Raw genomic sequence first — 13,210 nt, forward strand, 5'->3', positions numbered from 1 at the left:
CTTATTATTTATGATTCTTTTCTATAACAAGCTCCCTTATCCGCTGTGGCAACATGCTGTACATATCTTGATAGATATCCCTCAAGCTCGCGTTTTACAGGAACGACTGTTTTCATTCTTTCTTCTATTTCTTCATCGGAAAGTTTTACATTAAGTTTTCCATTTGGAATATCTACTTCAATAATATCGCCGTCTTCTACTGCAGCGATAGGTCCGCCTAAAGCCGCTTCTGGAGCTACATGGCCGATGGCAGCTCCTCTAGAGCCTCCTGAAAAACGGCCGTCAGTAATAAGCGCTACAGAAGTATCGAGCTTCATTCCATTGAGTGCAGAAGTCGGGCTCAGCATCTCTCTCATACCAGGACCGCCTTTAGGACCTGCATAACGGATGATAATCGCATCTCCCGGATTGATTTTTCCGCCAAGAATACTCTCGTAAGCTTCTTCTTCGCTGTTGAAGACTCTCGCTTTTAATGTAGCTGTCATCATTTCAGGAAGAACACCTGCTGCTTTTACAACAGCACCTTTTGGTGCAAGATTTCCAAATAGAACCTTGATTCCTCCAACAGGAGAATAAGGATTATCGATCGGACGAATCACACCGCCGCCGTATTTTCCTTTAATCAGCTCGCCGATAGGTTTTAAATAAACTGTCTGACAGTCTAAATTGATAAGGCCTTTTTTAGAAAGCTCATCCATTACGCCGTAAATTCCGCCGCTTTCATAAAGATCTTCGATATAATCTGTTCCAAAAGGAGAAAGTTTGCAAAGATTTGGCGTTCTTTTGCTTACTTCGTCGATGATATTTAAATTCAATTCTACATCCGCTGCATTGGCTATCGCCATTAAATGAAGAACTGTATTCGAAGAGCATCCTAAAGCCATGTCGATTGCCAAGCAGTTTTCAAAAGCTTCCTTAACCATAATATCTCTTGGTCTTACATCTGCTTCTACAAGCTTCATGACTTGGCGTCCAGCTTGTCTTGCAAGAACACGTCTAGAGGAATAAACAGCTGGAGCTGTTCCATTGTATTCCATTCCCATACCCATTGCTTCTACGATACAGTTCATAGAATTCGCAGTGAACATACCGGAACAGGATCCGCAGGTTGGGCAAGAATTGCATTCAATTTCGTAAAGTTCTGATTCGTCCATTTCCCCCATAGCGTATGCGCCGATACCTTCGAAGTTTGTAATCAAATCAAGGCTCTTTAAATCCTCTTCTTTTCTGCCCACTTTATGAGGGGTTTTTCCTTTCAGCATAGGACCGCCGCTGGCAATCACTGTAGGAACATTCAAAGAAGCTGCTGCCATTAATGCAGCCGGAACTGTTTTGTCGCAGTTGGGCACTATAACAAGACCGTCGAATTTGTGCGCTTTAACCATAACCTCGATAGTATCTACAATAAGTTCTCTTGATGGAAGAGAATAATCCATTCCAGAGTGGTTCATTGCAATACCGTCGCATACAGCTATAGAAGGGAATTCAAAAGGAACACCGCCAGCTTGCAGAATTCCTTTTTTTACTTCTTCTGTGATTTCCCTTAAATGCTTATGTCCCGGTACTATGTCGTTGTACATATTGCAAACCCCGATAAAGGGTTTCTTAAAATCTTCGTCATCTAGACCAAGAGCCCTCAACAATGATCTGTGAGGGGCTCTTTCTACACCTTTTTTTATATTATCACTTAACATGAAATCACCTTAAAGTTTTTTTAGTTTTCTAAGAATTTCATCATTGAACGAAGTTTTTTACCTACTTCAACGATTTCTTCTTTGTTTTCTTCTTCTTTTCTGCCGTTGTAGATTGGGCGGCCTTCAGCATTGTCGTTGATCCATTTATCAGCAAAAGTACCGTCTTGGATTTCTGTTAATACTTGTTTCATTTCAGCTTTCATATGATCGTCAGCGATTCTTTCGCTTGTAACATAATCGCCGAACTCTGCTGTATCGGAGATAGAATGTCTCATTTTTTCAAATCCGCCTTCGTATACTAGGTCGATGATTAATTTCATTTCATGAAGACATTCGAAATAAGCAATTTCAGGTTGGTAACCAGCTGCTACTAAAGTGTTGAATCCTGATTTGATAAGTCCTGTTAATCCGCCGCATAGTACTGCCTGCTCGCCGAAAAGATCTGTTTCTGTTTCTTCAGTGAATGTTGTTTCGATAACACCTGCTCTTGTTCCGCCGATCCCTTTTGCATAAGCTAAAGCAAGCTCTTTTGCTTTACCTGTATAATCTTGTTCTATTGCAATAAGATTAGGAACTCCTTGACCTTCTTGGAATACTCTTCTTACTAAGTGTCCAGGTCCTTTAGGCGCAACCATGAATACATCTACATCTGCCGGAGGTTTGATTTGTCCGAAACGGATATTGAAACCATGAGCGAAACCTAAAGCTTGTCCTTCTCTTAAATTAGGAGCGATTTCTTCGTCATAAACTTTCTTTTGAGTTTCATCTGGTAAAAGGATCATTAAAGCGTCTGCTTCTTTTACACAGTCTGCTACAGATTTAACTGTAAGACCTTGCTCTTCTGCTTTTTCTACAGATTTTGAACCTTTGCGAAGACCTACCATTACGTCTACCCCGCTGTCTTTAAGGTTTAATGCGTGAGCATGACCTTGACTTCCAAAACCTAGTATTGCTACCTTTTTACCTTCAAAAAATCCTAAATCCGCGTCCTCTTCATAGTACATTTTTGCCATTATTATGATCTCCTTTCAAAATTAACACATCTTATTTATACGATACTTCTACATCTTGTAATTTGGATAAATTCAGGAATGCATCTTCAATGTTGTTTTCTTCAATACATAGAACGAGCTCATTCTTATCCATTTGAATACAGGAAGGTTTAATATTTCTTCCTATTAAGGTAACTAAAACTCTCATACAAGAATTTAAGCCATCCATTAAATCTGCCTTAATACGTTTTTCCATCATTATCCTCCTTAAAAATTATAAAAAAAAAGCTTTCACCCAAATACCTTACGGTACAGGGACGAAAGATCTCCGCGTTACCACCCTAAATTGTGTTATACACCACTTATAAAGCTTTTAAACTTTTGCCCTTATAACGGAGACAACCGTCCTTTCTTACTAATTTCAGAAAGGCTATTATAGAGTGATCAGATCCTTTATCTCCGTGCTGATTTCCACCACCCATCAGCTCTCTATTACTTCCATAAAGATCAATCTCTATTATCGCATATTTCTTTTATTTCTTATTCGGTACAATAATATCACTTTGCTTAAATGAAGTCAACTGTTTTTTTACGAGATTTATTTGTATTTTTATTTGAATAGCCAATTTCAAATCCACAAGACCCAGGCGCTTTAAAAGCTTATTATAATCTCTCTTTTGTCTATTATGATAACCCTTTCTCAAAATGGAATCCAAATCATTTTACGTATTATTATTCAAAATTTCTTTAAGTATTTGTATTTAATTCCAAAACCTCTCCTTAAATAATTCATGAAAAACCAATATCCTCTAAAAATCCTTTACATTAAAGTTATCTTTTCCTAAAAAACGCGAAAAACCCTTCATTAAAAAAAGGAAAGTACTCTCTCCAACTTTCCTCTCTCTAACATACTTTTTTAAGATTTATTCTTTATTATCCGAAAAGCATCTCATCTCCACTCTTCCACTCTTTATCCCTCTTTTTTAACCCCCATAGTATGTATCGAAAAGCATTTCATTATATTCGTCGGATCCGTCTACATTGGAACTTTTAAAAACAGGGGGCTGATGACCTGCCTTCACAAGTTTATCAATTACCTCCGCTATAAGCCCTTGTATAATCATCATACCCGTAACGCTGCTGTAGGCTCCTACGGGTGACTCCAGCCCTTCAATCCGAAATCCTGCATCCCCTTTAGGCGAACCGTTGTCGATAACAATATCCGCTATTTCATACAGCTTCTTTCCGCTTTTCTGTCTGGATGCTGTATGATTCGAATGATCCAGAGAGGTTAGTGCAATAACTACAACCCCCTTTTCTTTCGCAGATATTGCCATTTCAACTGGAACAGGATTTCTGCCGGAATTCGATACAATCATCAATATGTCCTTGTCGGCGACTTCATACAGATCCAAAAGAACCTTCCCATAGCCTTCCAGTCTTTCCATCTGTGAACTTTTTTTCGGCATCTGATGAAGCATCAGCTCTGGCGGAAGGATTGCTTTTACATAGGCAAGACCTCCTGCTCTCAAATAAGCTTCTTCCGCTATCATGTGGGAATGTCCTGAACCGAAAACAAAAAACCTCCCCCCCTTAAGGCAGCTTTTCGTCACCGCTTCTGCTGCTTTTTCTATATTTTTCAATTGCCTTTCTGCTGTTTTTTGTAAGGCTTCGATACAATAATCAAAATAATCCCCTGATATTGACATTATGATTTCCTCCAGTTCTTTATAATATCTTCCAGTTTTTCCATAACCCTTTCTCCTTCCCCTCTTGCAAAAGGACTTGATAGAGCTTCATAATAATTTTTATCGTATGCATTTTGGTTTGCAATATAACCGATATATCCATTTGCATAGTTAATAAAATGAACCTTTTCATCAGCAATTTTCATCGACAGCTCAGAAAATAATTCTCCTGGAAATACAACAAAAAAATGATCGTCGATTTTAAATACTGTTATTAAAAGATTAAAGGATTCCATGACAAAAGGATGTTCTGCATAATGAAAGGATACTCTTGCCCCTTCAAATCGAGACTCGATTTCACGAAGTTCCCCGCCTGAAATCCCTTCTTCTTTCGCATTTTCGAATTTCTCTTTGTAATAGTCCATACTATTTTTCGCTTCAGAAATCTCTTCCGGTTTTTTTGTCATTATAGAGAAACTGAATTTTCGTCCGTAGAATTCTTCTATATCCGTCTCAGTTGCTGATTCAAAATTTTCCAGTACCTTTTGGCCTATGATACTCCCCATCCGCTCTACTTCTTCATAAGAACTGTCTTTTCTTGTATATCTTGTAGAAATATCTCCGCTTGACCCGTTTAAGAACATAGAAAACCGATAACCTTTACGTTCAAGAAAACGGTCGATAGCTCCTGGAAAATCTGCACTTATCCTTCTATTGGAAGCATTCAGTATCGTAGGATGGCAGGAAAAGTTTATAATAGCAGCCTTCTCCCCGTTGTTTTTATGGATATAAACAAAAAAAGTCTCCTCGCTTCCCTTTAAACTTTTGTCATTTCGATTTCCGCAGATTCCGCGGATCTGATCGAAAGAAAAGAAAATCCTTCCCTCAGATAAATTCTCCAACGCAGCCTTAAGAGCAGATATTGTTCTATCTGCTATAAATCGGATTTTATCTCTGTCCGGCTCCTGGAACACCTGCTCCATCCCTTTTAATATTCCTTCTGTATCTACCACACCTCCGGGACCAGAATGAGTATGTGTCGCAGCTATCACAAAACGATCCATATTAAGCCCTATTTCCAAAGCTCTTTCCTTTACCGCCTCGATAATAAGGTTATCAACAGCTATAAGATCATACTGAATAATGCCATAAAACTGATCGTTTTTTTCGAAGATACAAACCTTTACATAAAGATCATCTAAAACACCCTCTGCTTTTCTGACCCCTTCATACCCTGCCATTAAAACGGGTATCGCTGGAGTAATTTTTCTTTTATTTAAACCTATTCTCATAGGAATCCCTCTTCCTGTTATAATATTCTGTCTCATCTACTCCTTTTATGCCCTATTTTCAAAAGAAAAAACCGGCAGATCATATTTTTTATGATTGCCGGTAAGTCAGATATTAAACTTTAAACACCGTTTGTTCTGTGATCTCTTCCGTTAATGCTTCCAGTGCTCTTCGTACAATTTTATAACGCAGTTTGTACTGTTCCTCATTAGAAGTTTGAGGATCTCCTAACGGATACGGAATAGAAATAGTCGGAACTATTCTGTTCGTGCCTACAGTCATCGCTACCGGAACAAGGTTGCAAAGCTGTACTACAGGCATCCCAAATCTTTCAATTTCTTTAACGATCGTTGCACCGCAACGAGTACAAGTACCTCAGGTCGAGATCAGCAAAACTCCATCAACATGGTCTTCTTTTAATTTATCATATATTTCAATTCCCATCCTCGAAGCTTCTGCTTGAGTTGTACCTGTTCCTACTGTTGTATAAAAGTAAGGATGCAAAGATCCATAAACACCTTCTTTTTCCATCTCTTTCATAACATCCCAAGGGACAATTACATTCGGATCTGCATCGGCAGCTGCCGGGTCAAATCCTGCATGTATCGTTTTAAACACACCGCCTTCTAATCGTTCCATTCCAGAAGCATCGTATCTTCCCCAGCGTGTAGCAGAAGCCGATTGTATTCTATCAGGATTATCTATCGGTACAATACCTCCTGTATTTACAATAGCAATCCGAGCCTCTTTTAAATCTTTAATCGGATCTGCAATAGGTACTACATCTTTTTTAGGTATAGGAAGTTCTGTCTGATAAAATTCATTGCTTAATTTTTTTATCAGCATGTCTACCCCTCTTCGAGCTGCAGTTTTTTGTGTATCAAGCCAAACTTGATCTCTTATCCCTCTTTCAAAAAAGTTATACTCATCAGCAGGCCCTGGTCTTTCTCCTTTAAGATAAACATTCCCGACCTTTGCCATAGCTTCTGTATCTTTTTTCATTTTTGCTGCTGATTTTCCGCCTCTTAGAATAATCATCTCTTTTTTAAACATTTCTACACCAGGATTTTCCTCATTCATGGATGTAATCACCGGTACATTAAACTCTTCTTTCACAGCCTTGCAGATATTACCGCAAGCTACCCCATAACGGCCTGCTTGAAATGCCGGCCCAGCTAAAAAGATATCAAATTCAAGAGGTTTCAGCATTTCAATTATTTTCGAAACTGCTTCCTTTGTATTTGAACCCATAAAATTATCGCCACAATAAACAGTATGCGTTATTTCGGCTTCTAAATACTTATCTAAAGATAATGCTGGCCCAATCTTTTCTTTCTTTATCACAGGCTCTAAATCAGCTGTATCTTCACCGCCGATTCCTGCAAAAAACTGATTCACATATAAAATAGCTTTTTTCATCCTTACCCCTCCTAGAACTCTTTCATCGTTTTTGTAGACCAGCCCGCTATTTGATCCCCGCAGAACATTGCATTATTTTCCATAATGATGGAACCGTCTTCTCGTACAGATGGTCCTAATATTTCATCATCAGCCCAACCTCCAGAAAGACCGTCACGAGCAAGAGACTCTAAACAACCTATAACTTTAGCTGCCGGTGGAAGATTTATTAGTGTAGAAACATTTCCTGTAGAAACAAGAGCATCCGCTTTCTCATCTAAAACAACTAATGGCTGGGATGCACCATCTCTTCCTGTACATTCATTACTAATACCGACAACTTTAACTCCTACATCCTCCAACGCAACGATGCAACGAATATAATCTGTATCTGGATTTCCATAACCTTCTTCTGTAACAATAGCTCCGTCAGCACCTAAAGATTTTGCAAGCTGAGCCACAAAAATCGCTGAGCGTTCCTTTTGTTCTAACGATACATTCAAATTTGACATGATAACACCCAGAAAGTTTAATGTTTTTCCATGCTCCTTATATAACTCTCGAATAGTCGGGAAGTTCTGCATATCGTAAGTTGACCATTTAGAAGATGAAGGCATAAAACTTCCTGATATTAATGCCCCGTCTAATATTTCATTAGGATTCATAAGAGTAGGAACAAAATGGTTCAAATCCCATCCATAAACTAAGTCGTTATATCCCATCTCTTCCATTTGAGACTGAGGTTGTAAAACTAGTACAACAGAAGGAAGTTTCTCTATAGCTTCATCACGGTTTCTTAGAGATGGAAGTTCAAATATCTCAACTTCATCTGGCTGTAAATCTTTTACCGTTTTTCCTAAATACTCTGCAAATAAATGACTTGCCCATCGGATCGCTTTATTTTTCTTCTGCTGCTCATGATATTCAAAATCTTCATCCGTCTCAATTACAAGGCAAATATTTATAAGAGATCCGAACAATGTATATTTTTGTCCTTCTCCTGCCATGTCGATCATTCCATCTCCAAAAGATCCCCAAGTACCGCCAACACCTAATACGCTGATTCCTTTTAGAGCATGAACCCTTCCTTCACCAGCAGGTGCTAACTCTCCAGTCACTCCTGGGAAAAGTGCTCTTCCATCTACTCGAATTCTTGGTTCTACTGCTTCTTTTACCGGTAGAATCCTTATGTCCTCACCAGGTTTTGCAATTTCAATCTCTACTTTAATAATATGACTATCTTGTTTAATGAACTCTTCTGCTTCTTGTTTATTAATTGTTAGCACAGAATCTTCGAAAAATGTTCGATCTCCAAAAACAACATCTTTCACTATAAAATTTCCAATTTCTAATTTCATACTCTTTTTTCCTCCATTGTTATCGTAGAATCCTCAAATGATACACTTTCAAATTTCACGGTATTGTCTTCCTTCAATGCTTTTGCTAAAGCAATCATTGACAGCACCATGATAAAAGCAAATGGAAAAGCTGCAATTATAGATATAGTCTGAAGCATTTGAAGTCCATTTGCCGACCCGATCATCAAAGATAGTGCCAATGCCGCTTGTAAGATTCCCCAAGTTGTTTTTCTTTTATTGTCTGGATTCAACTCTCCCTCTTGAGTCAACATTCCTAATACAAAAGTTGCTGAATTGGCAGAAGTTATAAAGAATGTAAACAATAACATAATCGCTACAAAATTTAAAAATCCACCAAAAGGCAATTCATTCATTACTACAAAAAACGCAGTCGATGTTGATTTCACTGCCTCTGCCAACACTTCTTTTCCTGTCGCAAAATCAATACCTCCAAAGATCGCAAACCAGATAAAAGATACTATTGTTGGCACAAAAAGCACTCCCGCTACAAATTCTTTAATAGTACGTCCTCTGGAAATTCTTGCAATAAATACACCTGTAAAAGGTGCCCAAGCTATCCACCATGCCCAATAAAATATAGTCCATGTACCGTACCAAGCCTCATCGCCAAACGCCCCCATCTCAAAAGCGTTTCCAACAATATTTTGCAGATATAATCCAGTACTTTCTACTAATGTATTGAATATTCCAACTGTTGGACCTAGAATAATAGATCCTACAAGGATAATTGCAACTAAGATCATATTTAAATTCGAAATCATCTTTATCCCTTTATCCACTCCCAACACCGCTGTTATAGTATAAATAATCGTTATACCTACAACGATAATCAGCTGAACTGTAGTATTTTCCGGAATACCAAACATATAATTCAGACCGCTGTTGATCTGATAAGTACCTAATCCTAAAGAAGTCGCCATCCCTGCCGCAGTAGCAAACACAGCTAAAATATCGATTGTCTTTCCGATAGGACCTTTCGTCTTTTCTTCTCCCAATAAAGGAATGAAAATACTGCTGACAAGTCCAGGCTTATTCTTTCTAAACTGCATGTACGCAAGACCTAAACCGAGTACACAGTAGTTCGCCCAGGGATGAAGCCCCCAGTGAAGAAATGACTTTGTCATCGCAAACTTTGCCGCTGCATTTGTCATAGGCTCTGCTCCAATCGGTTTCATAAAATGATTCAAAGGTTCTGCAATCCCCCAAAACACGAGACCTATTCCCATCCCCGCCGAAAACAACATGGCAAACCAAGAAATATTACTATATTCCGGCTTGGAATCATCAGGTCCGAGCTTTATATTCTTATAAGGACTGATGAAACCCACCCATATTGCAAAAAGGATGAAAGAAGTCATAACTATAGTATAGAACCAGCCAAAATTTGCAGAAATAAAGCTGAAAGTCCTATTAGCTACAAATTCAAAATTTTTAGGGAATACTAATCCCCAAGCTACGATTGACACAACGATTATCATAGAAATGATAAACACACTCGAATCTTTACTATTCTTTTTCATAAGATCTTTCCTCTCGTATAATTTCGTTGATCAGACAAAATTATAATCATTTTTAATAATATAATCATGATTACTATGTAACTACCTTTATAATACCACCCTTAAAACTGAATTGCAATAAAAAACATCTCCTAAAGGAAAACTATTTCAAAAAAGACTTACTTTATCTTTCCTATAAAAAAACATAAAAAAGAGAGGCAATGCCTCTCTCTTGACTCTAAACGAAACCTTTTAATCCTTGATAGATTGTATTAACATACTTCATACAAAGTTCTCTCGCTACTCCTGGCAGAATAGAATTTCTTTTTACCTGCATTAGCATATTTTCATAGACGCTTGTTGTAATATCTACAATAGCCGGACCAGCCTCTTCCTTAACAAAACCTTCATCTACACATTGATCGATTAGAACCTGAGACCTTTGACGAATCGAAGAATTTTTGAGCATACTTTGTACATCCTTAGGAAAACGCTTCACATCTAAGGGATATAACGAATAATACTGAGCCACATAAGTATCCATATCGCATTTTATATCACTAAAAAATAATGTGTAATAAATATTTGGTCTCAAAAAAGAATAGTCTATAAAACAATTCCATATTTTTAAATATAAATCCTCTGAGTTTTCCACATGTTTAATATAAGAAGGCAGACCATCTATATATTCTTGAAGGTATGTCATAGACGCAAAAAACAAGAGATGCTGCAGATCATCAAAATAATTATATAATGTCGCACTATTGAAGCCGGCTATATCAGCTACTTTACGAATAGTAACTGCTTCTACTCCCTCTTCTTCAATAATTTTAATCGCTGCTTCTAAAAAATAATTTGTAATTCGTGCTCTTTGTTTTTGCTTTTTTTGTAATGCAGTCTTTTCCTGAGAAATTCCTTCTCCCATGTTCATCGCTCCTTTACAATTAACATAATAGATCAGCCTTTTAGAGCGAATTCTATATCAAGATCATAACAGATAATATTATTATTTTGAAATTAAATCATGGTCTTGTTATTAAAAACATTGCTTCGCAGTTACAACAACTCCTCATCTCCCGGTACAGATTCCCCCGGATATACAATTCGTTTTACCCATTCTTTTTTTATTTCCCATAGATTTCCGGAAACTTCAAAAGGCGACCAGTTGTCGATATCAAAAGCTCTGATCCAGCTGTCTCGTATTCGTCTTTCTTCCTCCGGATATTTCCCCTTGTATTTGCCGACAAAAAAACTGAACCCGTCTTTTACTCCTATTTTCTTCAGATGCTCTTCATAAGCTTTTTCATCTTCCTTGTCCTTCGGAAGATAGATTCTATTTAAAATATGATCCCATTTTAGATTATCGAAATATATCACTTGATCTTCCGGCACTTCTAGAACATAAACTACTGTATTTTCTGTTGCCTTTAAACAACCAATCGCACTGATAGAGCACCAGATCGGAGCTGTTACATCCTCTGGTTTTGGCAGCCTTTTTGATGCTTCCTTTGTAAACCAGTCGTAGCTTTCTAAAAACAAATCCGCATCCGGCCCAAAATGCAGTTTAACATACATTCTTTCATTAATAATCCTGCCTTTTTTCTCTAGTGCATAAAGCGTTTTATCATTCTGCCTTGTATAAAGCCTCACCCGTTTTTTAGCCATAAATGCCTCCTTGTAGAAGTCTTTATTTATTAAATTATACCCCTAAGAATTATCCTTACGCAGATTCTTATTACATAATAAAAAGTAGTATTAAAATACTTCGTTTTTTCAATATATATACTGAGATTCTACGTCAGTACTTTATAAACCACCCTCAAAGCATTGATAAATATACGTTCCTTCAAAATTCAGCTTTCACCCATTGGGTGAAAGAAAAATGCTCAAAAATGTGTTGAATTATCAGCTTTTATGAGTCGATATATGGTACAACAATAGTAACAAAAGCAGAAAAAGGGGTTTAAATTATGATTAATAAAATTGATTTCACAGCTAAGAATCTAACATCAAATGCAGGTCTTTTTCTTCTCCTTGAGAACGCAAAAAGTAATGAGATTTTTGATCTAGTTGAAGATGACCTCGTATTTGATAATGACTCCACAAATAAAATCAAGATGAATCATATAAAGACGATGATCTGTGGTCACTTTATTGGTATAGACAAGCTAGAACGTCTAAAGCTCCTTCAAAATGATCCACTCGTTAATGAATTTGATATTTCCGTAAAAGAACCTGAAACAGTGTCACGATTTTTAGGAAACTTCACCTTTAAGACAACACAAATGTTTAGAGACATTAATTTTAAAGTCTTTAAAAAACTGCTCACTAAAAGTAAATTGACATCCATTACGATTGATATTGATAGTAGTGTAATCAACGTAGAAGGTCATCAAGAAGGTGCATCAAAAGGATATAATCCCAAGAAACTAGGAAACCGATGCTACAATATCCAGTTTGCATTTTGCGACGAATTAAAAGCCTACGTCACCGGATTTGTAAGAAGTGGCAATACTTACACAGCTAACGGTGCATCTGAAATGATCAAAGAAATAGTAGCCAACATCAAAACAGATGATTTAGAGATTTTATTTCGAATGGATAGTGGCTACTTTGATGAAAAAATTATTGAAACGATAGAATCTCTTGGTTGCAAATATTTAATTAAAGCCAAAAGTTATTCTACGCTTGCATCCCAAGCAACGAATTCATCGGTTGTATTCGTTAAAGGTGAAGAAGGCAGAGAAACTACAGAACTGTTTACAAAATTAGATAACTGGGAGAAAGACAGAAGGTTTGTTGTGTCTCGCGTACTGAAACCAGAAAAAGAAAGAGCACAAATATCACTTTTAGAAGGCTCTGAGTACGAATACTTTTTCTTTGTGACAAACACTACATTGCTTTCTGAAAAAGTAGTTATATCCTATGAAAAACGTGGCAATGCTGAGAACTATATTAAAGAAGCCAAATACGACATGGCGGTGGGTCATCTTTTACTTAAATCATTTTGGGCAAATGAAGCGGTGTTTCAAATGATGATGCTTTCATATAACCTGTTTTTGTTGTTCAAGATTGATTCCTTAGAGCCTTCAGAATACAGACAGCAAATAAAGACCTTTCGTTTGAAGTATGTATTTCTTGCAGCCAAAATCATTAAAACCGCAAGAACTGTAATTATGAATTTGTCAGAAAACTATCCGTACAAGGAAGTGTATGAAAAATGTCTGGTATAATAAAGATATCATCTTGAAAATCGAGTGTTGCTCTGTG

General features: G+C 37.2%; 11 protein-coding genes and 1 other annotated feature. Of the genes, 1 reads left to right on the top strand and 10 read right to left on the bottom strand.

Features of this window, described 5'->3' with window-relative positions; genetic code table 11:
- Positions 1–8: 8 nt before the first annotated feature.
- From ilvD to ACTQ46_RS06270, 10 genes are all read right to left on the bottom strand, one after another.
- A complete protein-coding gene (ilvD, locus tag ACTQ46_RS06225) occupies positions 9–1,694 on the bottom strand; it encodes a dihydroxy-acid dehydratase (protein WP_441748151.1) in 1,686 nt (561 codons plus the stop codon).
- Positions 1,695–1,714: 20 nt separating this feature from the next.
- The gene (ilvC, locus tag ACTQ46_RS06230) at positions 1,715–2,707 is read right to left on the bottom strand and encodes a ketol-acid reductoisomerase (RefSeq protein ID WP_441748153.1); all 993 of its coding nucleotides are present in this window, start codon (positions 2,705–2,707) and stop codon (positions 1,715–1,717) included.
- Positions 2,708–2,738: 31 nt separating this feature from the next.
- On the bottom strand, positions 2,739–2,942 hold the full coding sequence (locus ACTQ46_RS06235; RefSeq protein WP_441748155.1) for a hypothetical protein: 204 nt from the start codon (positions 2,940–2,942) through the stop codon (positions 2,739–2,741).
- Between the two features lie 54 nt (positions 2,943–2,996).
- Positions 2,997–3,216 (bottom strand) — a binding site (T-box leader).
- Between the two features lie 453 nt (positions 3,217–3,669).
- Entirely contained in the window at positions 3,670–4,395 is a 726-nt protein-coding gene (locus ACTQ46_RS06240; protein WP_441748157.1) for an SIS domain-containing protein, read from the bottom strand.
- Complete coding sequence (locus ACTQ46_RS06245) at positions 4,395–5,666, bottom strand: neutral/alkaline non-lysosomal ceramidase N-terminal domain-containing protein (protein ID WP_441748159.1); 1,272 nt, start codon at positions 5,664–5,666, stop codon at positions 4,395–4,397. Before ACTQ46_RS06245 ends, ACTQ46_RS06240 begins: the two co-directional genes overlap by 1 nt.
- A 112-nt stretch (positions 5,667–5,778) precedes the next feature.
- On the bottom strand, positions 5,779–7,083 hold the full coding sequence (locus tag ACTQ46_RS06250) for a glycine/betaine/sarcosine/D-proline family reductase selenoprotein B (protein WP_441748161.1): 1,305 nt from the start codon (positions 7,081–7,083) through the stop codon (positions 5,779–5,781).
- Positions 7,084–7,094: 11 nt separating this feature from the next.
- Positions 7,095–8,420, bottom strand: a complete 1,326-nt coding sequence (locus tag ACTQ46_RS06255; RefSeq protein WP_441748163.1) for a glycine/sarcosine/betaine reductase component B subunit — start codon at positions 8,418–8,420, stop codon at positions 7,095–7,097.
- Complete coding sequence (locus ACTQ46_RS06260; protein ID WP_441748165.1) at positions 8,417–9,961, bottom strand: BCCT family transporter; 1,545 nt, start codon at positions 9,959–9,961, stop codon at positions 8,417–8,419. The genes ACTQ46_RS06255 and ACTQ46_RS06260 overlap by 4 nt, the downstream gene beginning before the upstream one ends.
- 217 nt (positions 9,962–10,178) lie before the next feature.
- Positions 10,179–10,865, bottom strand: a complete 687-nt coding sequence (locus tag ACTQ46_RS06265; RefSeq protein WP_441748167.1) for a TetR/AcrR family transcriptional regulator — start codon at positions 10,863–10,865, stop codon at positions 10,179–10,181.
- A gap of 131 nt (positions 10,866–10,996) precedes the next feature.
- Positions 10,997–11,605: a DUF3841 domain-containing protein gene (locus ACTQ46_RS06270; RefSeq protein ID WP_441748169.1), complete on the bottom strand. Its 609-nt coding sequence runs from the start codon at positions 11,603–11,605 to the stop codon at positions 10,997–10,999.
- Between the two features lie 305 nt (positions 11,606–11,910).
- On the opposite strand from ACTQ46_RS06270, the gene ACTQ46_RS06275 reads away from it, so the two are divergent.
- On the top strand, positions 11,911–13,173 hold the full coding sequence (locus ACTQ46_RS06275) for an IS1380-like element ISEnca1 family transposase (protein ID WP_031587700.1): 1,263 nt from the start codon (positions 11,911–11,913) through the stop codon (positions 13,171–13,173).
- Positions 13,174–13,210 lie beyond the last annotated feature (37 nt).

Origin of the sequence: Gallicola sp. Sow4_E12 (assembly GCF_052116305.1) — a bacterium.
Lineage (GTDB): Bacteria > Bacillota > Clostridia > Tissierellales > Peptoniphilaceae > JBQKLI01.

Bases quoted from the DNA above. Each gene is read 5' to 3' on its own strand.
- ACTQ46_RS06240 (WP_441748157.1), bottom strand. From the start codon at position 4,395: ATGTCAATATCAGGGGATTATTTTGATTATTGTATCGAAGCCTTACAA.
- ACTQ46_RS06275 (WP_031587700.1), top strand. From the start codon at position 11,911: ATGATTAATAAAATTGATTTCACAGCTAAGAATCTAACATCAAATGCA.
- ACTQ46_RS06270 (WP_441748169.1), bottom strand. From the start codon at position 11,605: ATGGCTAAAAAACGGGTGAGGCTTTATACAAGGCAGAATGATAAAACG.
- ilvD (WP_441748151.1), bottom strand. From the start codon at position 1,694: ATGTTAAGTGATAATATAAAAAAAGGTGTAGAAAGAGCCCCTCACAGA.
- ACTQ46_RS06235 (WP_441748155.1), bottom strand. From the start codon at position 2,942: ATGGAAAAACGTATTAAGGCAGATTTAATGGATGGCTTAAATTCTTGT.
- ACTQ46_RS06265 (WP_441748167.1), bottom strand. From the start codon at position 10,865: ATGGGAGAAGGAATTTCTCAGGAAAAGACTGCATTACAAAAAAAGCAA.
- ACTQ46_RS06260 (WP_441748165.1), bottom strand. From the start codon at position 9,961: ATGAAAAAGAATAGTAAAGATTCGAGTGTGTTTATCATTTCTATGATA.
- ACTQ46_RS06255 (WP_441748163.1), bottom strand. From the start codon at position 8,420: ATGAAATTAGAAATTGGAAATTTTATAGTGAAAGATGTTGTTTTTGGA.
- ilvC (WP_441748153.1), bottom strand. From the start codon at position 2,707: ATGGCAAAAATGTACTATGAAGAGGACGCGGATTTAGGATTTTTTGAA.
- ACTQ46_RS06245 (WP_441748159.1), bottom strand. From the start codon at position 5,666: ATGAGAATAGGTTTAAATAAAAGAAAAATTACTCCAGCGATACCCGTT.